This window comes from Nocardia testacea NBRC 100365 (genome assembly GCF_000308775.1).
GTDB lineage: Bacteria > Actinomycetota > Actinomycetes > Mycobacteriales > Mycobacteriaceae > Nocardia > Nocardia testacea.
In genome coordinates this window covers 13072-34994 of record NZ_BAGJ01000135.1, presented here as the reverse complement: position 1 = coordinate 34994, position 21923 = coordinate 13072, and the positions used below count along the sequence as shown (strand labels likewise).

The following is a 21923-nucleotide window of genomic DNA, read 5'->3' as shown; positions in this document are numbered from 1 at the left end:
AGGGCGGCGGGGACAGCTGTTCGGATACGGCGGGTCGTTCTCTGCGCTGATTCGCCGGGATTCATACCTACAACCAACGCGGCGAAGGGTTGCCGGGGCGTATGGATTTTTCGATACGCGGACGATATCCGCCGCACCGTAGCGTGCTCGAGGTGTGTATCGATCATCGAAGCAGGGCCGCACCCGGCGGGAGGAGAGCCCCGATCCGACCGCTGGGTGCGGCGTTCGGGAACGTCGCGATGCGGAAGCGTGCGGAGTCGCCTGTGGATCTTCGCGACCACCCGTACTGCGGCGATCGCCCCGCGATGTGGCGATTCGGCCGACCCCGGGCCGATGTGTGCTCGTCCGTGACGCGCTTCCCCTGGGATGTACAAGAAGAGGTCCGTAACCCATGACCGCGGTACTGCGCAATGTGCCATTGTCTTCGTCGGTGGTCACAGCATTACACGCTGCCGGACGCAGCGCCGCACCCCGTCCGGTGAGCACACGTGACCTGCTGGTGGAATTGATCCGTACCGATACGACCGGGGCCTGGTCGCGGATCATGCTGCGGACCGGCGGTCCTGATCGGATCGCCCGAAAACCGGTTGCGGACCCCGCACTCGGCAGCTCTGCGGTCTGGGAGCGGGTGACGCTGAACGATTCGTGCGCCATCGCGTTGGAGGTTGCCCATGGGCTCGCTGCGCGCTACGGGTTGATGCCGGTACCAGTGGGTGTGGTCGCGCTGGGCTTGGCCGCTGATGAGTCTTCGGCGGCCGCGCGAGCGCTGAATGCGGGTCCGGCTCGGGCCGAGATTCTGGATCTGTTGCAGTCGGAGGTTCTCGGGCTCACTCTCGACGGCCTGGACACCCTGTTACCCCTGCTGGTGGCCCGATCACAGCGCGCGATGGTCGGAAAACCGGCATTGCCGCAGCAGAATTCGACTCCGGCTACGGCACCACGGCCGTGGGTAGCTGTGCGCAACGCTGCGGGTGCCGGAGGATCACTTCGGGACAAGCGGCGGCAGTATTTCTGGATCGCGGTGGGGCTGGTGCTGTTCTGCGCGGTCGGATACGGCATGGTTTCGGAGGTCGTGCGCTCTTCGGATCCCGCGCCTGCGGTGACGGCCGAATCCGGTCCTTCGGCCGATGTCGTGGTCGGGGTGGCGGCGCCGAATCCGGAAGGACTCGGCGCGTATCCGGAACCGGGGACGATACTTCCGGGAAAGCAGTGGCCCGACGGTTGCCGGCTCATCGATGACCGCGAGCTCCGGGCCATCCTGCCCGAGGCCGGTGAGATCCGGCGTTACCCGAGAGAACTGATCATCGTCGGACTCGGAGTTCCAGTCGATAATCGGGTACCGGCCGCCGGGTGCGACATGTACTTCGAACTACCGACGATTTCGGCCGGTATCACCGTGACGATCGTCGGCATCGCGGACCCGGTTGCGATCACGCGTGAATACGAGGGCGACCGCTCCGGCGCCGCGGAAAGACGAGAAACCGCTACCGATGTAGGTGACAGCTGGGGGCCTCAGGCCTGCTACACGTGGCGCATCCCGGCGCAGACGACGGCCGATGACAATCTGGTTTGCCGCCACGGCCGGTTCCACTTCGAGGTCGGGGTGAAAGTGTTCACCGAATACAGCGGCGGGCAGGAGAAGACGACCGAGGTCATGCAGCAGGTCGCGCGGACCCTCGTGGCCAAGATGGACTGAATCGGACGCCGTGCCACCGGGCAGCGGGACTCATCGTGATCACCGCATGGGTTCGAGACGCTGCGGGGATCGACCCTGCGTGACATGATGGTGCCTGGCGGCAGCGAATCCTGACCGGCCCGGGTCGCGCAATCGACACCCGGCCCATCACGCTCCACATGCCATCTGCGGCAATCGTTCCGCACACTCCGATGCTCCCGGACTTTCCCGGGTCTCCGGACGTTTCGTCCGCTTTCCGAGATCGACCCCGGACCGACACCCTGCGTCCACCCCCGGCCGATGCGGCCGCGTCATGCCTGCGCCCAAACGACCTTTGGAGTGAAAACCATGCCTACACAACGATTTACCGACGGATCCGAACGGACGCTCATCGAGAACATGCTCGACCGAAACCGCGAAGCGCTCATCGAAACGGTACGCGGCTTGTCCGAGGCCGACGCCCGTCGACGGCTCGTCGCGTCGTTGACGACGCCCATCTCTTTGATCAAGCATGCTGCCGCCGCGGAACGGATCTGGTTCCAACGGTTCTGGGCGGGGCTCGACGCCGCCGAATGCGACGGCTACTCGAACCGTGACGAGGGCACCTTCGCCGTCACCGACGACGAGACTTTGGACGAGGTGATCGCAGAGTTCGAACGCGCCAGCCGGCGATCACGCCTGATCGCTGCTCGCTTCGGGCTCGACGAGACCAAGGACATTCCCCTCGAAGGAACGGTGAGCATGCGATGGACGCTGCTCGCCATGATCGAAGAATTCGCCAGGCACGCAGGTCACGGCGACATTCTTCGCGAACAGATCGAACAGCCCGTATCCGGGCGGTCGAATCCGTGAACCATCGATGTCAGCGTGTACGAGCCCGTCCGGCGAGGGCGCCCGAGAGTGGGACGAGCCGAACCTGCGAGGGCAGGGATCGATTCCCGCGGGAGCGGTGAGTGGACGCTGTGAAGCGCATCGCGGGTGGTACGGCGGGCGATGAGGCTGTCGAACGGTTCGACGAGTTGTTTCTCGAAGCGTTCGATTCGGTCAGCGGTCTGCTGCTCGGTTGGGTCGGCCGGCAGCTCGGCAACCGGCTCGACGCCGAGGACATCGTGCAGACTGCGCTGATGCGGGTCTATGCCGCGAAGCCCGAGGTCACCACTGTCGCGCAGCTGCGGGCATATCTCTGGACGGTCACGAGGAATCTGGTCCGGGACGCTTGGCGGCGCGCGGCCTACGACCGGGAGCGGGTCGAGACCGGGGGTGAGGAGCGCCTGGCCTTTCTCGTCGACCGCGCTGGCCTGCACTTCGAGGATATTGTCGTATTGCGCCACACGCTGGCCCGGGTGCTCGACACGCTGCCCCGGCGCGAGCGCGAAGCGGTGGTGCTCCGGGCATACGCGGGCAATACGTATGCGGAGACCGCCCGCATCATCGGAGTGTCGACCGGGACAGCCAAGAGCTACGTGCACGACGGCTTACGGCGGGTACGCGACGAGTTGGATCTGCGTGCATAGGCCGGTGCGGGCATATCGTTCGCATCGTCACGGCAGTCCGGGGTAACTCCGAAAGATCGCGATTTACCAGGCATTCGGTGGTGGTACCGGCTGTCCGGTGCCGCGCCGTCGTCGCAACACTCATGAAACGGGTGTTGCGACGACGGCGTGATCGTTCCGGCCCGAGGTCTGATGCGGTTCCGGGCGAGGCTCACCCTTGCGCGGCGGCATCGGCCGGCCCGCTGTCGAACGCCGGTGCGGGCGCAGTACGCCGATGTTCGTGTTCGACTACCGGTATCGGAGCAGCGCCGATCAGACCACCTTCACCGAATGCACCTGGGTGGCGACCGTGGCGGGGACATTGCTCTGTTGCCCGGGCCCGGATCGGAAGATGACATTGCCCCGGTAGTTGTAGTCGGTGAAACCGTCCCAGTATCGGCCGGTGCGGTTCCAGAACGAATACGCTTGACCATCGATATTCTGCAGGCGCAGATCGGTGGAACCGAGCTGGAAGTACGCGATCCGCCCACCTCCGTTGGACGCACTGAAGATGCAGAAGTGCCCGTTCGGGCATCGGTCGTACCCGACAGCCGCCTGGGCGGGTGCGGCGGTACTCGCGAACCCGGTCGCACCCAGCACCAGTAGCGCTGCCGCGGCGATTTTTCGCAATGTCATTGTTTCTCCTGTTTCTTCCATTCCCTGAACCAGGGCTTCCGAGTGCCTCCGATGCGGCTTGGGGGCAGCCGTGCGCGCAACGGCCCCCAGGAATTCGGTGGAAATGTGGTGCGGACGGACTAGCTGCCCCCGCGTATCGGTTGCCTCCCTCTTACAGACTCGCTCCGGTTGCGAAAGGTTGGGGTCGGAACCTGGACGGGACCCCTCGAACGCAGCCGACCACTGGTGCGAAGCACACCACCTGCCGTTGCGTGTCGAAACAGGATGTCGCGGACTCGCCGCGCTCGGTCGGCGGTCGGACCGAGCCGGTGACTCGGCGGCTAGGCCGATGTCGGAATCGTCCAGCGGAACCTGATCGACCACCTCGAGCCATACCGAACGGGTATTCGGGTTCGCGGCGGCGCTCTTGCGTTTATGGGGCGTAAACGGTTCGATGAGGACCCGCGGCCGGCACCCTTGCCATGGTTGGCAATAGAGGTCGCTTGCGCCTGTCCTCCGATTGCGAAAGGGTATAGGCCGAGTGTGATCCTGACGGCCGAACGACGTTCTCCGGGTCGAGGTTCGCAGACCGGCGTGCAGGGCAAAGATCCGCTGAGGTGGGAGTGTGCTGTGATCGGTTCCGGGAGTGCGGAACTCGCGGAGCTGGCCGATCAGGTCGTCGCTGAGCTGCGTGAACTCGTGCCGGACAGGCGAGGCCGGTTCGAGGCCGCGTTCGCCGTGACCGTTGTCGCCGAATCGGCGCTGTTCCTCGCCGAGGACGGTGACCACCCGGTCCGGTGTCAGGTGTCGGATGCGGTGTGGGAGTTGGTGCGCAGGCATCGAGCCCTGTCTGCTGCCGTCGAGGACGGGCCGTGGTGGCGGCTGGTGGTGCACGCCGATACCCAGGGGGCCGAGATTGTCACCGATCGGGGCGCGGAGCCGTTCCCCGGTGAGCAATTGTTCGCGCCGCAGGCCTACCTCGCGGATCTGGAACGGTATCCGCGGAGCAGGCTGCCCGTGTGGCTGGCCGCCTATATCGGACGCGGCGAACCCCAGTCGAGGTCACCGCGCGCGGCCGCGGACGGTGTGCGCGCCGATCGGAGTACGGGTGTGCAGGCAACACCGGTGATCGGCGAGTTACCGGATCTGGCGGTGGTGTGGGCCCGGTGGGCGGTGCTGGCCGCGGCCTTCGTGGCGGCCGGATCGGAGCGGGGACCGCGGATCGGCCCGTCTGTCGGCATCTTCGAAAGTTCGGGACACAGCGGTTCGACGTTGACGCTGCTGCCCGGTGACCGGGCGGTGCTGTCGGGTGGGGTCTGGGATGCGCCGGTCTTGGAAGCCGCCTACAACGGACACGGCGCGATGCCGAAATTATTTGCCGGAGCGCCGGAGTGGGTGACCGATCCGGTACTCAACCCACGCGTGATGACCGGCATGCTGTCGTTTTGTTACTGGTGGGATCAGGGACAGTGGTACCGCGGCGAATCCGCTGCGATGGCGGAGTGCGCACCTGCGTTGCCCGCCGTGTGGACGGCCGATACGGTGGCGAAAGTGGTGGCGGGCGTGCTGGACGGCCCGTCGCCGGATGCCGCTGAAGCGCTGGTGTCGGCTGCACAGGCGGCGGCGGTGACCCGCGCGGCGATCGCGCAGGTTGTCGGTGAGGACGCCGACGCCGATATCGACGGTGCCTTGTTCCAGTTCGTGCTCGCCGACCTGGTCGCCGGTGACATCGTGGGGATCCGGGAAGAGGAGGCACTGAACCTCGTCCGTGATTACATCCGCAGCCGGGGTCACGATACGACCGGGTTCCCGCTCTCGACATTGCGGGCCGAGCGGATCAGCGTGGGCTGGATGGTGCGATCACCGGTGCCGGATGGGGAGATCGCGCTCGACCGGGCGGTGTTCTATGTCGCAGACGATGGTGTCGTGGAGCGGTCGAGCTCGTCGGTACCGCTGTCGGCGTTCATCACCGATTTCGAGCACCGGTTCCGGCTGCGGACCGGCGGACCGATGTCATCTGCCCGAGGTAGGAGATGAGCGGCGAACTGCGACTGGACTTGGATGGCCTGCGCGAGCGTGGCGCGCGGCTGGCCGATATCGCCGATCGGGTGCAGCAAACACACGCCGGGCTGCGGTACTGCTTGCAGCAGGCGGAAGGCAGCTTCGGCGACGACTATATGGGGCGCACTTTCGCCGAGCAGTTCACGCCGCGCGCCGAGCAAGTGGTTTCGACCGTGCAGGCCATGGCGGAAGGAATGCGCAGTAACGCGGCCGGAATCATCAGCGCCGCGAACGACTTCGGTGCACAGGACATCGACAGCGCCGCGCGCGTGGCCGGGGCTGCCCAGGATCCGGGCTCGGGATCGGCCGGTCTCGCCGAGTCGCCCCTGGCGGGTACGGTCGGCCCGCAATCGCTGGTCGAGGGTCCCCGGCCGAACCCATCCGATCAGGCCGCGGTGACGCCGGAGCAGAATTCGCCGGTCTCTCCCGTCGGCGGGCCGAAGAGCACCGACCAATTCCCGGCCGGTGGGCACAACCGGCCCGGTAGCGCACCGGCACCGGACGGATCCCCGGGGCGTGCCGCTGCGGACACCGGACCACGGTCCGAGTCGCCGTGGAGTCGTTCCCGGCCCGAATCCGGTCCGGTGAGCAACGAGGCGACCGGCGCCCCCGGCCCCGGCCGGCGGTCCGGGCCGGGGGTGGCGCCACCGTCCTCCGCGGTCTCACCCCCGCCGGTAGCAGCCCCATCGCGTAATACGCCCCAGACGTCGGGAAGACCGTCCGGCAGCCCCGTCGCAGGGCCCGCGGGACGGGCCGGAGCCCCGTGGACCGAGACACCGCCCCGCACGGCCGGCCAACCCGGGATGCCGGGTTCCCCTGGAAACGCTGGAAGGCCGGCGAACACCGGGTCGGCTCCGCAGCAAGGTCCCCCACCACGACCGAACTCACCGGCCGGTGACAATGGCCGCGACCGTGATCGGCGCGGCGGCCGCGAGCGGTCGCCGGCCGATCCGGCAATCGAACGGCTGGCACGCGCATTGGCCGAGCGGCACGGCGTCGAGGTGACAGGTTTCGATGCCCCCGATCTTCAGCTCGCGCCGGTGCAGGACTTCGTGACCGCGGTGGACCGGGTCCTCACCGACTACCCGATGATCGTGCTGGAGACCGTGGCGGTCGCCGAGCTCGAGGACGAGCTCGGCACGGTGCGGTGGGCGGCCGGTGCGCCGACGGACAGCGAAGGCGGTGCCCGGTCGATAACCCTCGACCGGCGCGCCGCACAACAGCCGCAGCCACCTGCCCGATCATCCCGGCCACCCGCACACCCGCGGGACCCCACCGCCGATACCGAGGAAACGGACGAGACGACACAGCCGGATATCTACAAGGCCACCTTGCGGGCATTCGGCCGGGCTTTCGACGCTGCCGGTGGGGGTGTCGCACACCGGCGGGCACAACGCGTCCTGATCTCGGAGTACCTGGACACCCAGCCGCGCCCGCGCCCTGCGCTGTCCGAGATGGTGCGCGGCTACCGGGAGTGGCGTGCCGAGTTGTCCGGGAATGCCACGGAACGAGGCGGATTCGATGTGGACGAGGCGCTCGGCGTCGCGTTCGCCGAGGTGGTCCAGCACGGCGAGAAGGCCGGTATTCAGGCACGACTGCTGCATGCGGTGCTGGTCGCCGCGGCAATCCGATCGGGGTAGGTCGAGGCGATGGACGGTTCGCTGTTCAGCCCGGTCGTGCAGCTACGCAACGCCTTCGAATATCTGCCCGGATTCCTGCGTACCCCGATCGAGATGGTGGTGTTCGGCGGGGAGCTTCCCGGCGCCGACATTTCCGGGATGCGCCGGATGGCGGCCGAGCTGCGTGCCCGCAGCCTGGAACTAGAGGGCCATTCAGCCGAGATCGACAGCCTTTTGGCGCAGGAGGATTCGGTAGGCGAGACGGCCGAACAGTTGCGTGAGGCGTTGAGTTCCTATCGACAGGGCGCGGCTCAGCTCGGCAAGGATGTGAACGCCCTGGCCGATCAGGGTCAGGCGGCGGCCAACGACGCGGAGAAATGGCTGTGCGTGATGTTCACGTTCGGCATCCACCTGGCGTGGAAGATCTACGGTTTGCTGGCCGCCGCCGCGGCGTCGGGGCCCGCCGGCCAGGTCGCGGCCGCGCCGGCGGTCGAATCCACGCTGGTCCAGGGGCGCGCCGAGGTCGCCGTGATGCGCGCGAACCTACAGCGGGCCATTCAGGCGGGTGGAGTCAAGGCGGCCGCCCAGCTGAGCGGTATGGGGCCCGCGCAGTTCGCCAAGTGGATGGGCACGGCGGTCGCGCTGCCCGTCGGTGTCGAAGTGGTTGTGCAGGGGCTACAGGTCGCCACCGGGGACAGAGCGCTCGAGATCATCGGAGAGGATGGTTCCAACCCCACGGGCATCGATCTGAAGTCGATCGAGGTGGCCGCCGTGTCCGGCGCGGGCGGAGCGATCGGCGGCATGCTCGCGGGCCGGTTCGCTCCGATGGTCTTCCCCCAGATCGCCACCAGTCGTGTGGCCATGGGCTTGGTGCATGGTACGGCGGGGGCGATCTCGGGCCTGGGTGCGGCGGCCATGGTTGCCGGCTGGCCGCAGCATTACACGGAGGTGCTGGGGCCACTGCTCAACGGTGCTTTCGCCGGAGGCGTATATGCCCAGAGTGCCCGTCCGCCGGCGATCGACGGCGGCGCACCATTCACGCCGCCCGACGCGATCTCGACCGGGCACGACGCGAATACCGCGGCGTCTCGGCAACCGATCGAGGTATCGGCGGAATCGAAACGGGCGTGGGAGGCCGCAAGGCAGACATGGAAACCGGCTGCGGAGAAGGCGAATACCACGGGTGAGCGTGGCGGGCCTCCCGCCGAGGTCGCGGGGAAGGCAGCAGCCGCGCAGTCACAAACACGGAGTGGGCAACAGGCATCGGCTTCGGCCGACGGCGCGGGTGGTGGAACACCCACCGCGACCGGTGGTCGAGCGCCCGAGGGAGCCGCCGGTAGAGCGCCGGAGGGGGCAGGCGGTCGAGCGTCGGGGTCGCAGGCCGCTGCCTCGTCCGACGCCGCCGCGGCCCGGCCGCGTTCGGAAGCGACCACAACGGCCGAGCGGCCACCGGCGGATAAGCAGGGCGACGCCGGCCGGACGCCCGCGCCGCGGTCGGTTGCGGCGGCAGGCGAAACCTCGCCGCCGCCGAAGATCCCGACGGACGCGCATCCGGCCGGCGGGGTTCCCGAACGGGCCGGTGCTCCGGCCGCAGCACACGCCGCGGTCGCGGACGGTGCCGTCAACGAGAGATCGGCGCGGCCCCATCCGGTCGCCGAGGGCGATGCGGGATCGCCGGACGCCCGCGCCGAACATGGGCCGCCCGTTGGCGACGAGCATGCGACCGCGCAGCGGGATACGACCGCCGAGCAGTCCGGCCAGGAAAGACCTGAGAGCTCGGGCCGGACCGAGACGGACGGCACCGACACCCCCGCTGCGGGCGACCGTTCGGCATCCGTGCACGACGAACAGAATGTTGCGGCCACCGATCATGACAGTCTCGCCGAAGCCGCCGGTCTGCCACGCAGTGACCGCGACCGGGCGGTCGATCTGCTGATCGACTTCCACCAGGCCTCCGCCGAGCATGTACCGGAAGGTCTGCGTCTGTCCAACCTTCCCGACGATGTGCTGAAGGCCGGATTACACGGCGGCGACGAGCACCAGTCGATGCTGGCGACAGTGGAGGTCATCCGGCGCGGCACGGTCAGTGATGCAGTGCCGGGCGGCATGGTGCTGCGGGTCGAGCAGGCCGAAGCCGTCTACGCGATGAAATCGCGCCCGGTGGAGATGAAACCCGGCGAGGGCAAATCGCTGGTATTCATGGCGACCGCCATACAACGTGCGGTGCACCATGGCTCGGTTCTGCTCGTGACAACGACCGATGGGCTGGCCAATCGCGAAGTCGTCACGTACGAGAAGTTGTTGACCGACTCCACGAATCAGAAGTTGATGACCGATTTCGGGATCGACGTATTCCGCGCCGATCAGGAGAACGGATTCGGGCCGATCACGCAGGGCCGGCCGGCGATCGTGGTCGCGACCGGCGAAACCGTCGGGCATTTGTGCAATGCCGGCATCGAGCCACCGCGGCATGTGCTGATCGACGAGATGGACGGAATCATCGACCGCGGCGAGCGGCAGTTCCTGCGGTCCGAAGGTCCCGAGCAGAAGGCTCCAGAGGAAACGGCCCGGCAGGTGTTCGGTGCGCACAAATTCCTCACCGAGGCGCTGGCGGACGGGTCGCTGTCGCACGAAGATTTCGGCCTCCGGCGAATCGCCGAGGAAATCGGCGTGCAGGCCGACGGCACACCGGAGATCATGTACTGGTACGACGGTCAGCCCGAGCTCACTGCCGGGGGGCGGGCAAAGGTCGAGGCGCTGCCGGACGGCCGGAACTGGCTGGAGGGGATGGGCGCCTCCCGGCTGGAAACCGCCGCCAACGCCGAATTTCTCGTCCGGGTAGGCGTCCACTACGAAATGGACGCGGGCAAGATCGTCATCATCGATCAGGCCGAGCACGGGCTGCAACGGAACCCGAAGACCTCGAGCGAATCCCGGTGGAGCGCGGAGCCGGGTAAGGCGAGCCTCGCGCAGGCCATCGAGGCGAAGGAGCTCCGTGCGGCCGAGGCCCGAGGGGAGAAGGCCGAGGACCATCAGATCGTGGTGCGCGCGGATGCGGAATCCGCCAAACGCATCGATTCGGTCGAAATCTACCGTGTCGGAGAGGGATCCTTCTTCGATGAAGTAACCGGTGCGTCCGGCACGCTCACCGACCTGAACCCGGTGCTGCAGAAGATCTACGGTCTGGAACCGGCGCATGAGGTCGGACGGTCACAGACGCATCGGCTGGTGGAAGGCCAGCACGATGTGGCCGAAAGCACCCATGCCAAGCTGCGCACGATCGCCGAGTACGCGAACGAGATACGGGATGGGGGTGCGGGACGGTTCCAGGAGATCCTGTGTCACCGCAACGATCTTGTCGCCCGGCAGGTGGAGGCGCTGGTGAGCGCCGGGGTGCCACGCGATGTGATCGAAGCGGTCGACGCCAAGCGGATCGTCGGCTGGGGTGCGGACTGGGAAGCCCAGTTGCAAAAAGTTTTCGACGAGGCCGGTGAGCAGGGCAAGATCCTGGTGATCAACCGGCAGGGCCAGCGCGGCGTCGACATCTCGGTATCGGATGCGGTGAAGGCCATGGGCGGTATGCACGTCTGGATGACCGAGGCGCCGGAGCAGTCCTACATCCACGAGCAGGCCAAGAACCGCACGGCACGTAACGGTCAGCTCGGCAGCGCGCAGGTGGTGATGTCGCCCGAGGACGCGCTGATCCGCAACGCCATGCACCTGCGCGGTGTACGTGAGACGGTGGTCCACTACGAACAGGCCGTGGCCGCGCACGCCGCCGATCCCACGCCCCGGACCCACGACGCGATGGTCGAGGCACGCCAATCCGTCCGTGAGCTGGTGCCCGAACTACAGCAGCGGGCGCTGCGGCACTCCACCGCGGATTTCGTCCGGCATCACGCCTTCTCGACCATCATGCCAGCCCTCACCCTCGCCGAGGCCGAGACCGGGCAGTACGGCAACGACGTCGACTTCACCCGCCCGGACGGGTCGGCGGATCGAACCGCACGACTGGCCGGGTTGCTGGGAGTCCCGGCCCCGGCAGTCGCGGACCAGATCGCCGCACTCGAACGCAGCGGTTCCCTCGACCCGATTCGCGAGCTGCTGCAGCGGACCGGTATCGCGCCCGCCGCGGCGGAGGCACTACGGCAACATGTCGAGGCCACCGCCCCCGCGACGACATTGCAGCGTGCGCTGTTCACCGACGAGCAGGCGCTGGACCATATGATGCCGTTGCGGGATCGGCTCGCCGCCGAACTCGGTCTGCCGATCGCCGCGGTCGACGGTGCCGAAGGTATGCGCACACTCGATCCCGCGCTGACCGAGGCGAGGGACGCACTCGCCGCAGCGCTGGGCTATCCCGTCGCGAGCATCAACCCCGGCATCGCCCGCGACATCCTCGGTGAATTGGTCGGCGACCGCCTGCCCGCCGCGACCATCGCCGAATCCGCTGCACGCGACGATCCTGCCTCGCTTGCCGCGGATCCCGGGCCGGTCGGCCACGATATCCGGCCCGAAACATCCCGGGATGTCGCTGCTCAGCAGTCCGACACGCAGAACAGCGATGCCGACGAGGTGACAGCCGACGACATAGTTGCCGCCGCGTCACGCTACTTGGCACTTTCGGCGCTGCTCGATTCGGTCATGCAGATCCATCGCCGCAGCCCCAACAGTTGCGTCAACAATGCCGTGACCGGAATGCGAGTGCTGTGCCCCGACAATGCCGGCCGCTTCCAGGTCCCGCCGACCGACCTCGCGGGATACGGCCGCGAAAAGGTGCGCGAGATATTCGGCGCCGGGCTCGAGGAGACCGGATCGCTGGATCAGGTGGTCGAATCGCTGAAGTCACGACCCGGCGGAATCACCGTCCTGGTCTACAAATGGAAAGACACCCGAGCCGGCGGCACCAGCACCGAGGCCGACGACCATATGGTGCTGCTGGTCAACGACAGCACCTCGGTCGACGAACCGAACCTGGTCGTCGTCGACCTGGCCGCGTCACGCGACGGCAACAGCGACAACGACTACGGTCCGCGCGATCTGCGCAACCGCCGCACCTTGCTGAACAAGGCCGTCGGATTCGACGATTGGCGCCGCGAACAGGAAGTATTCATCAACCGGATACCCGCCGGCGAGAGGCTGTTCGAGACCATCGAGTTCGACCGGGACGGCAACCTCGTCGACGGACCGCGCACGGAAGCCCCCGAGGCCGAGAGGCTGCCCCAATCCCGGCAACCCGTCGTCTCCGGGTCGCGCACGCAAGCCCCCGAGGCCGAGAGGCTGCCCCAATCCCAGCAACCCGTCGCCTCCGCCGACATGGTGGCCGATGTCGAATCGGCGTTCGCTGGGCTGCCGGGCCTGGGCGAGACCCTACCGGTCATATCGGGTGCCACCGGGGATATATCGAACGAAACGCGCCGTGACGAACTCAGGCCGGTCGGCAGTCGGCCCCACGACGGTCCGGAGTTCGACCGTGACGACGACCCGAATGACCTCGCGGAGGACGAAGACCTCGCCATCGCCGACCTGGTCGACGGAATCACCTACGAATGGCTCGGGCTCGATGGTCTGCCGCCACCGGATTCGGCTCAGTACGCGCAATTGCGCGAAGCAGTACAGCAGCAGATGCCCCCGGAACTGAGAGAGGTGATGGCCGGCGATCTCGAGGCGCTGCTCTACGCGATCGCTCAACTCCCGACCGAGCAGCAGCGACACTTCGCGCAGCTGTTCTACCTGAACAACCTCCCCTTCGGGCGGGTTGCGACCGAACTAGAGGTCGACCGGGTCGCCGTTCGGGCGCTGCGCCGCGACGTTCCCCGGATGCTGGTAACCCGGATGGCGGATCCGATCGAGGTACACCCCGATGCCGATACGCTTCCGCCGGCCGGATCCGATGAGTACGCCCGGTTGTCCCGAGCGGCGCAGCGGCGTCTTCCCGCCGAGGTGTGGTCGGCCGCGGATGGCGATCTGACTGCGCTACTCGAGGCGATTACTGGGCTGCCCGAGGCCTCCCGGCAGTACGCCGAACTTGCCTATCTGAAGGGTCTGGCACTCCCTGAGGTCTGGGAGTCGATGGGGAATGTCCGTGGCGTACTGCGGCAGCACGTACCGCGCCAGTTGATCGAATACCTCACTCGTGGCCCGATATTCGACGTCGGCCACGACCTTCCGCTTCCGGGTTCACTACGGTATACAGAGCTTTTGGAGGCCGTCCGCGGGCGAGTGCCGGATCAAGTGGCCGCTGCGATGAACGGCGACCTCGGGGCGTTGCTCCGGGCAATCGCAGTACTTCCGCACCAGGAGCGCATCTACTGCGGAAAGGCGTTCTTCGGAGGCGCCCGCCCGACCGAGATGACGCAGATTCTGGGTCTGCGCTCCCACCGGGAGACAGCGCAGGTACTGATTGAAGCCACATCGCGACTGGTGGTCGAACTGAGCCGTGATGACACGCGCCACCGTGTGGCCAGCCCGGCGGCGAATACCCGCGATGCGATCGTCGCGCGGCTCGGTCCGAACCCGGCAGGGTGGGTTTCGGAAACTCCTGCGGTTATGGAGCAGCTGCGAGGCACCTACGATGATGCCCGGGCGAACCTCGCCACACTGCTTGCCATCGATCCCGGCGTGATCCGTATCGGATCAGTGCGTCAGGCGCTCGATATCGTGCGGGCCCAGCTACGGGCGATGAGTTCGGACGAGCTTGCTACAGCTGTTCGCGCGGGAGCCGCCTCCCGGCTCGGGCTCTGGATCGGGCAGCGCGTCCAGCTGGACAACGATATTCAAGCCGCGACAGCTCTAACCATAAACGACGGATCGGTGCCGTCGGATCTCCGGGATCAGCTTTTCAGCAGGGGCGAACGCCTGGACGCGGAATTGCGACAGCTATTGAGCGTTTCGCATTTACACACAGTTACAGACAGTGGAACAGGCTACTCAACCAGCGAGCTCCGCCGAATGGCCGAATTGTCCACCGTGTCGCATTTGTCCGAGCTGGTCGAGGCGCTCGATCGGCTCTTCGATACCACTGACGGCGAGCGACTGCTCCAGTTCTGGGACGAGGACAATCGCCCGGCACACCACGTCTTCATGCTGTCCCGGCTCACGGCTGCAGTCACAACTACCGACCACCAACCGCTCGCGACGCCATCCGTCGATCCGGCTTCGTCGGCCACAGATTCCCGAGCCGACCTCGGCATCGAAGGCATCGCCACCCTGCGCGCCGCCCTGTCCGACGGCTGGGGCGTCGACCCGAGGTCGATGGAACAGAACGCACTGCGTGAGCGCCTCGGGGTCGTGCAACGAAGCTTGCGCGCTCTGGACCGCGAGGGCTGGCGCCGAATCGCGGGAACAGGGCAGTTCGGCGATGTCATGGCGTGGATACATCGCCGAATGGCGCTCGACCCCGCCGTTGCGAGCGATGCCCTGGAGCATGAGCTGACTCAGCTGCTGGAACCTGCCGGATGGGGTGCGACGCAACCGTTCGAGTCCGGCGATCCGCTGTCGGTACTGCGGGTGATCGCGGAAGCCACGGGCGAAACGGCGCTCCGGGGCCTGCTGTCGCTGACGGAGCTGTTCCTCGGCCTCGACGCGTCGCAGGCCCATCGGCAGGCACGGGCTGCCGATGTCGCGCGATTGGCCGGCGTCGACGAGGGCACGGTCTCGAATGTGTTCGGCAGCTATGCACGCCGCGGCAAACCGGCCCATACCGAGGAAGAGCAACGTGTGCTCATCGCGGCACAGTGGCTCGGATACCCGACACCCGCGGACTACCGCAAAGCCATTGACCCCGGTTTCGTCCAGACGCGTTGCAAACCACCACGGTTCGACGGTCGCGAGTTCATCCCCGGAGACTTCGCGTTGCAGCCCTCCACCGCGCGGGTGGCTCGTATGGCCGGGGTCGACACCAAGACGGTCAGCGCAGTTTTCGCGGGCGAGATCGATGCGGATTCCGATCGCGGTCGAAGGGTTCTCGAAGCGGCAGACCGGCTCGGATTCTGGCACGCACGCGCCCACGCGGCGGACTTCGTCCAGATTCACACTCTACGTGTCGAACTGGCCGGGATACTCGGTCTGGAGCCGAGCGCTGTGGACAGTGCGACGGTACGAGCGGGGTTGCGTAGACGGGCGATGACAGCAGCCGAACCGGACACCGTGCGCCTGACCGAGCTCGCCGATCGGTTTCTGGATCTCGCGGGGTGGGAACTGGATCAGCAGTTGACGCACCGGGATATTGCACGGCTCGCCGGTGTGAACCGCCGGACCGTGAACAAGGTCCTGGCTCGTGACGAACCTACCCACACCGAAGAGGAACAGCGAGTCCTTGTTGCCGCCCAGTGGCTGGACGAGCCGCTTCCGGCCGCGCTGCGGGATGCCGTCGACCCCGAGTTCGTCGCGCAGCGGTTCACGCCCCCGACATACCGGGCAGGGAACTTTGTTCCGGCACGTTTCGCGCCTCAGCCGACGCAGGCACAGATCAGTGAGCTGTCCGGTGTCGACCGGGCGGCTGTCACCCGGGTTCTCAACGGACAAATTTCGGCGGATAGCGAGCGGGGACGCAAGGTCCACGCTGCCGCCGCCCAACTCGGCTATTGGTGGTGGGACGCCACCCGGGTACTCGAATCACAGTCCCCGGCGGGCACCGCTGCGCCGGTCGAATCGGTGACCGACAACGCCGATCCAGTCCGTCCCGATCGGCCGCTCGGTGTGCTGCAGGTGCAGATCCTGCGTACCCGACTCTCCGAAATACTGGCAATCGACCCGGCTGCCGTACAACAGGACTCACTGCGTACCGCGGTCCGCACGGCGCAGGCCGGACTCGAACTCCTCGACGGGCGCGGCTGGCGGGGACTTCTTGCCGACGGGAATCCGACAGCGTTGATGCGATGGCTCGGCCGATGCGTGGAGCAGGGCCCGACCGAGTCCGTCATGGCTCGCCTACAGAGTCTGCTAGCGCTGGGGGATAACGATCGGATCGCGATACCGTCCGCCGAAGATCCGCTGGCCGAACTGCGACTGGCCGGCGAAATGGCGGCGGACACGAACATCGTCCGATTCGTGGAGCTGGCAGAACTGTTCCTCGAACTCGACGAGTCGGAGGCAGCCGCGACGCCGTCGCGGTCGGATGTGGCCCGGCTGGCCGGAGTGAACCGGCGCACAGCCATGCTCCTCGACCAGGACGAACCTGCGTACACGGAGGAAGAACAACGTCTCCTGGCTGCAGCACTGTGGCTGGGTTATCCGGTCGCGACCGCACTGCTGGACGCGGTCGACCCGATGTTCGTCGCTCGCAGATTCGTCCCCGGCGACTACTCCGCGGGCCGATTCACACCGTCGGAGTTCGCGACACAACCCAGCCAGCGTGCGGTGGCCGAGGCAGCGGACGTGGCGGCCTCGACGGTGAGCGAGGTGTTCCGGGGAGAGATCCGGGCAGACTCGGAGGTCGCGCTCCGGGTCCACGAAGCCGCCGACCGTATCGGCTACTGGCGGCATATCGACCGCGAGGTCGACGTCGAGTATGTGCATGCGCTCCGCATCACCCTGGCCAGTGCAATGGACGTGCATCCAGGAGACCTGACGCGGGAGAAGGTGACCGCCTACCTGGACCGATCCGACTCGAACCACCCACCCCACCGCCATATCGCACGATCGGCGGAACTATTCCTCGAGTGCACCAGTCGAGATCTGGCCAAACCGGCCACTCAAGCCGACGTCGCGAAAATTGCAGGCGTTCACCGCGATACGGTCAACGTCACCCTCAGCCGTACCGAGCCGACATATTCGGAGGAGGAGCAACGAGTTCTCGCCGCGGCGCAATGGCTGGGCTACACGCCCCACGGCGAACCGCTCGCACCAGCGCTGCAGCAGGCCATCGACCCGTATTTCATCGCGACCAGGTTCACCCCCGGTCGATTCGTCGGCGATCGGTTCGTCCCCGGACAGTTTGCTGCGCAACCGACACAAGCAGCCATCGCGGAACGTACCGGCCTGCACAAGCCGGTGGTCAGCGCCGTACTTCGCGGCCGGATCGGCGCGGATACCGCGCGCGGGCGCGAAGTTCTCGCGGTGGCCGCGGAACTCGGCTATTACTGGCATCCGAAACGATCGGAGCGATTGGCCAACCGGGCAGGCCCATCCGCACCGGACAGCATCGGCAGTCGACCGTCGGAGACCTCGGCCGATCCGTCGTCGCCGGACAGCGCGAAGGCGTTGAACACCGACGATTCGGGTCTGCGGTTCGACGACCTCACCGCCGGTAACGAGGCACAGGCCGACCTGGTGGAGCGACAGATCGTCGAGTTGCTGGAGGGTTGGTCGGATCCGGCGTACGTGCGGGAGATCGCCGCGGCTGTCGGTGCGTCGATTCGGTGGGGGCAAGGGCAGATATCTCTCCGGGCCGAGTTCGATGCCGACGCGGTGCACGTGGATCTCGTCGACATCACGGGGGACCACAGCTATGTGCGGGTCGAGTGGCGGCTGGGGCGCACGCCGGGTCCAGTGGAGCGGGCCGCCGAGCCACCGGTCGAAAGATCCTCGGAGGAAGACGATCTCAAACGTTTGATGGAGATGTTCGGCGACTCCGAGTCCGGAAAGCCACCGCCGTACCAGCGGGAGGTTCGCCGGATTCGCAACGCCGTCGAGGCACGGATGCTGGAATACGAGGCGGACGTCTCCGGCGGCATTGTCGACAGCATCATGCGAGCGGTGAGCGAACTGGTCACCAACGCGAAGAAGCACCTGTACAGCAACGCCTCGTCGGCGGGCCTGGCCCCGGAGGAAGTCCTCGATCTGGCGTTTCGGGGTACCGGAGACGACTACCAGGTGCACCTCGCGGTCACCAATGACATCGCCCCGGGCGTCGCCGCGAAACTGCCGAAATGGACCGACGACGAACAAGCCATGGATCGCGAAGGAGGCCGCGGCACGCAGCTCGTGATCGCCGAGAGCACGGTCGCGGTCCGCCGCATCGTCTTCGCCAACGGCAAGAACACCATCGAGCATTCGGTCGAATACCACGCGACACCTCCTGCCGGCGAGGTCGCCGTCACACACAGCCGCAGCGCGACGCGCAAGCTCGCAACCACCCGCTACACCACTACGGGCCGATTCCTGCGCCCCGCCACGCAGGAGCCGGCCGTTGCCGTCCCCGATCACGTCGTCGCATGCGCCGGCTCGACCGTCCGGGCCGCGTGGGCCGATGGACTCGACGATGCGCTCATCCCACATCAGGACGCGGAGAGCTGGGACGACCTCGTCACCGGACTCACCACCGGTCTCGCCGAAATCGTCGATGCCGATGAGGCGCTTGCCGAGCGCCTGGATCGTGAAATCGACAGCCTGCTCGATCCCGGCAATCCGCGGCACAGTGCGGTCTTCGTCGTCGAACGGGACGGAATTGCCCACGCCTTCTATGTCACCCAGCTCGACGGCGTCATCTTCGTCCACGACAACAATGTCCCCCGCATACCCGACCCCGGCCTGGGCGGCAAAACCATTGCCCGAATCCGCGACCGCGAAACCTGGCAGCAATTCTTCCGAGAGTCGTTTCCCCGGGTGGACCGCGCATTCTTCGCCCACTTCGAACGCGCCGCAGGCGTTCTCGCTCCCCTTCAACACGAGCCCGGTGCCGCACTCGACGGCACGAATGCGCCGGTCCGCGGACGATCGAGCGACCGGGACCCTGGCGCAACGAGCCGGGCACGGGAGAACCCGGCGGAGAGCAGTGACGACCGCATCGGCAGCAGGCCGTCGGACGACGCGGGACGTCGACCGCCGCCGAACAACGATCCGCCGGCCGCCGCGATACCGGTCGCCAATATTCGAACACGACTCGCGGAACTGCGGGCGGCCGAGCAGGCGAATACGCCGGCGACCGAGCGGACCCGGCAGTTGGCAGAGTTCGAGCACGCGGTCGAGGAAATGGCGGACGCCGCCGCCGCGATGGCGCGCACTCGCGCCGACGCCGAGAACGAAACTCGCTGGCAATCCGCGCTTTCCACCGTCAGCTCGGTCGCGGCCACGGTGGAGGCAGCGGCCCGAGGCAACGCCCGCCACGACGAGGCCGTCCGAATGCTTGACGGTCTCGGCGGGCCGGCCGTCTACCAGGTGCACCTGGTGTACGCCGCATTGTTCGAGCACATGCGGGACGCCGGCCAGTATATGGACGAGGTCGACGACAGCGACGAACACGAACTCGCACGATCGGCTCGGCAGTACGAATCGCTGGCGAAACAGATCGATTGGCTCGATGCGCTGATCACCGTGCTGGAGCACACGTCACCGGAGGACCGCTCCCGGCAATACCGATCGCTGATCGACACCATCCCCCACGACCCGGACCCACGCGCCCCCGATCCGTCACCCCTGCAATCCTGGCTGATGCGGGAGGCGACCGGTAGCGCAGACCGATCGACCGAGCTGGAACAGCGGGCCGCAGCCGTCGAACAACGCCATCGAGCCGCCCTGGCCGCTGTCGGTGAGCTCGACCGACTCATGATCGCTACCGATCCTCGCGGGCCGGTCGACTCGGAACAACTCGGCACCGCGACGGATACGCACACGTCGTCCGTCGCTGCCCCGGCAGAGTCGATGCTCGCCGACCAGTTCGCCGAGGATCCTCCGTATATCCAACTGCTGGCACACACCATGCTCGCCCGGCAGCCGGCGAATATGGCCCAATTGGTCGCCGACGCACAGATCGTGCTGTTCGGCGAGACCCACACCAACCCGGCAGGACCGGAATTCCTCGAGCAACAGGCGGCCGCGTTGCGGGCCGCAGGCGTCACCCACTACGGCATCGAAGCACCTCCGAATCCGGTCTTCGACGCCCTGAACGCGGGAGAGCAGGTCGACCTGACCGGGATCCAATGCGGTCCGGGCTTCGGCAGCAGGTGGGCCGACGCAGTCAAGGCCATGGCCGCCGCCGGGATCACCATCGTTCCGTTCGATGTGGAACGACCCTCCTCACGGAGGGGGTCGCCCTTGCGTGACGTACGCGAATCGCTGATGGCGCAGGTCATCACCGATACCATGCGGGTACCGGGCGCGAAGATGGCGATCCTGGTCGGCCTGGATCACCTCACCAGGCAACAGCGGATGTGGTCGCAAGTCACCGGTGCCTATGGCATTTCACTGGCGGAGCGACTGACCGACGCCGGATTCGCCACCAGAACCGTGGCGATGTGGGGTGGCCGGCCAGATGTGCGGGAGGTGGTCGACGACGTCGCACGCCGCCTCGGCCTCGGGGACGAAACCTTCGTCACCGATCTGGCGGAGGTCTATGACGCGGACCGAGGATTCGGCTCGTGGGAATCCGATGTGCTTCTTCACCTCGGCTCGCCGGAAACCTACGCGGCGCAGAAAGACCCTCGCCCCGCCGCTCCGCCCACAAAACTGGGATACCGGGAACCCGGCGCGCCGCACTCGCCCACCGACCGCGCCGCTCCGGTCGGCACCAACCAACTACAGCTGACCACGGCCGCTGATCAGGACTCGACCGGCAGGGAGCACGCCGTCGCCTCCGCTCACGCGGATATCCGCCGGTTCGTTGCCGATTGGGCCAACCCGGACCAAACGCGTTCCATCGAAACTCTCGGTTCGAACTTGGTGTCGATGTACACACATGCGCGGCGTGGCGGGATGGCTTCGGCGACGAAGTCGGGAACCAGCGGGGCTCGGACACTTCGCTTCGAGGTATCCGACGTCGGCCCGGTGACGCCGACCGGCTTTACTGAATATTCCGAAAGCGTTGTCGCGGAACGGCTCCGCTACATGGCTCACCGTTTCGGCGTCGATCGCCGGCCGGACGGAACGACAACGACTTGGTTCGAATTCGACGAGGCCGGAACAAGTTTCAGCGAGTTCGCTCTGGCCGCGGTGCGTGGGAACGAAATGCCCACCGCCGTTCCGGCCGCGACGGCCCAGAGCACCGATGGTCGTGCTCGACAAGAGCTGGATCTGGGGCATGCCGCCGGTGTCACCGATATCGGAGGCCGATCGGAACACGAACGTCACCGGCGTAATCAGGATGCCTTCGCCCTCGCGACCGCGACCGTCGCGGGTGAACGGATGACGCTCGCGGTCGTGACCGATGGTGTCTCCCATTCGAAGGGCGGCGAGCTCGCGGCACAGGCGGGATCGGCGGCGGCGGCCGAGGTACTGGCGCGGCGAGCGGCGGCGGCCGAGGCCGGCGCCGGATGGGATCCGGTCGCAGTGGTCAGCGAGGCCCTCGAGGCCGCCCAGCAGGCAGTGCTGGATCTGATCAATACCGAAGAATTCGCCGGGACCAGCGACCTGGACTCCCCCAAAGCAGCGGTCGGGGTGACGCTGGTTACCCCCACCCAGGTCATCACCGACTCGCGTGGCGACGTCCGGGTGATGTGGATCAGTCTGGACGACAGCGCTTCCCGGGAACTCACGGAACCCGAC

The 21923-nt window shown here is 67.0% G+C and carries 7 protein-coding genes (1 of these 7 running past the window's edge); 6 read left to right on the top strand and 1 reads right to left on the bottom strand.

Annotated features, from left to right (window positions below; genetic code table 11):
* The first annotated feature begins 391 nt into the window (after window positions 1-391).
* The 3 genes from ON38_RS18625 (at window position 392) to ON38_RS18615 (ending at window position 3189) form a co-directional block, all read left to right on the top strand.
* Window positions 392-1696, top strand: a complete 1305-nt coding sequence (locus ON38_RS18625) for a hypothetical protein (RefSeq protein ID WP_157181812.1) — start codon at window positions 392-394, stop codon at window positions 1694-1696.
* A gap of 327 nt (window positions 1697-2023) precedes the next feature.
* A complete protein-coding gene (locus ON38_RS18620; RefSeq protein ID WP_039826133.1) occupies window positions 2024-2527 on the top strand; it encodes a DinB family protein in 504 nt (167 codons plus the stop codon).
* Between the two features lie 101 nt (window positions 2528-2628).
* A complete protein-coding gene (locus tag ON38_RS18615; RefSeq protein ID WP_051164950.1) occupies window positions 2629-3189 on the top strand; it encodes an RNA polymerase sigma factor in 561 nt (186 codons plus the stop codon).
* A gap of 291 nt (window positions 3190-3480) precedes the next feature.
* Here ON38_RS18615 and ON38_RS36130 read toward each other — a convergent pair whose 3' ends face one another.
* Window positions 3481-3843, bottom strand: coding sequence for a peptidase inhibitor family I36 protein (locus ON38_RS36130; RefSeq protein ID WP_157181811.1), 363 nt, complete (start codon window positions 3841-3843; stop codon window positions 3481-3483).
* A 609-nt stretch (window positions 3844-4452) separates the two neighbouring features.
* Here ON38_RS36130 and ON38_RS18605 point away from each other — a divergent pair.
* The 3 genes from ON38_RS18605 to ON38_RS18595 all read left to right on the top strand — a co-directional run.
* Window positions 4453-5859: a hypothetical protein gene (locus ON38_RS18605; RefSeq protein WP_039826131.1), complete on the top strand. Its 1407-nt coding sequence runs from the start codon at window positions 4453-4455 to the stop codon at window positions 5857-5859.
* Window positions 5856-7523, top strand: coding sequence for a hypothetical protein (locus ON38_RS18600; protein ID WP_039826130.1), 1668 nt, complete (start codon window positions 5856-5858; stop codon window positions 7521-7523). Before ON38_RS18605 ends, ON38_RS18600 begins: the two co-directional genes overlap by 4 nt.
* 9 nt (window positions 7524-7532) lie before the next feature.
* On the top strand, window positions 7533-21923 hold part of the coding region annotated (locus ON38_RS18595; protein WP_039826129.1) for a LacI family DNA-binding transcriptional regulator (this coding region is incomplete at its 3' end). 13071 nt of the annotated region lie beyond the right edge of the window; 14391 of 27462 annotated nt are visible.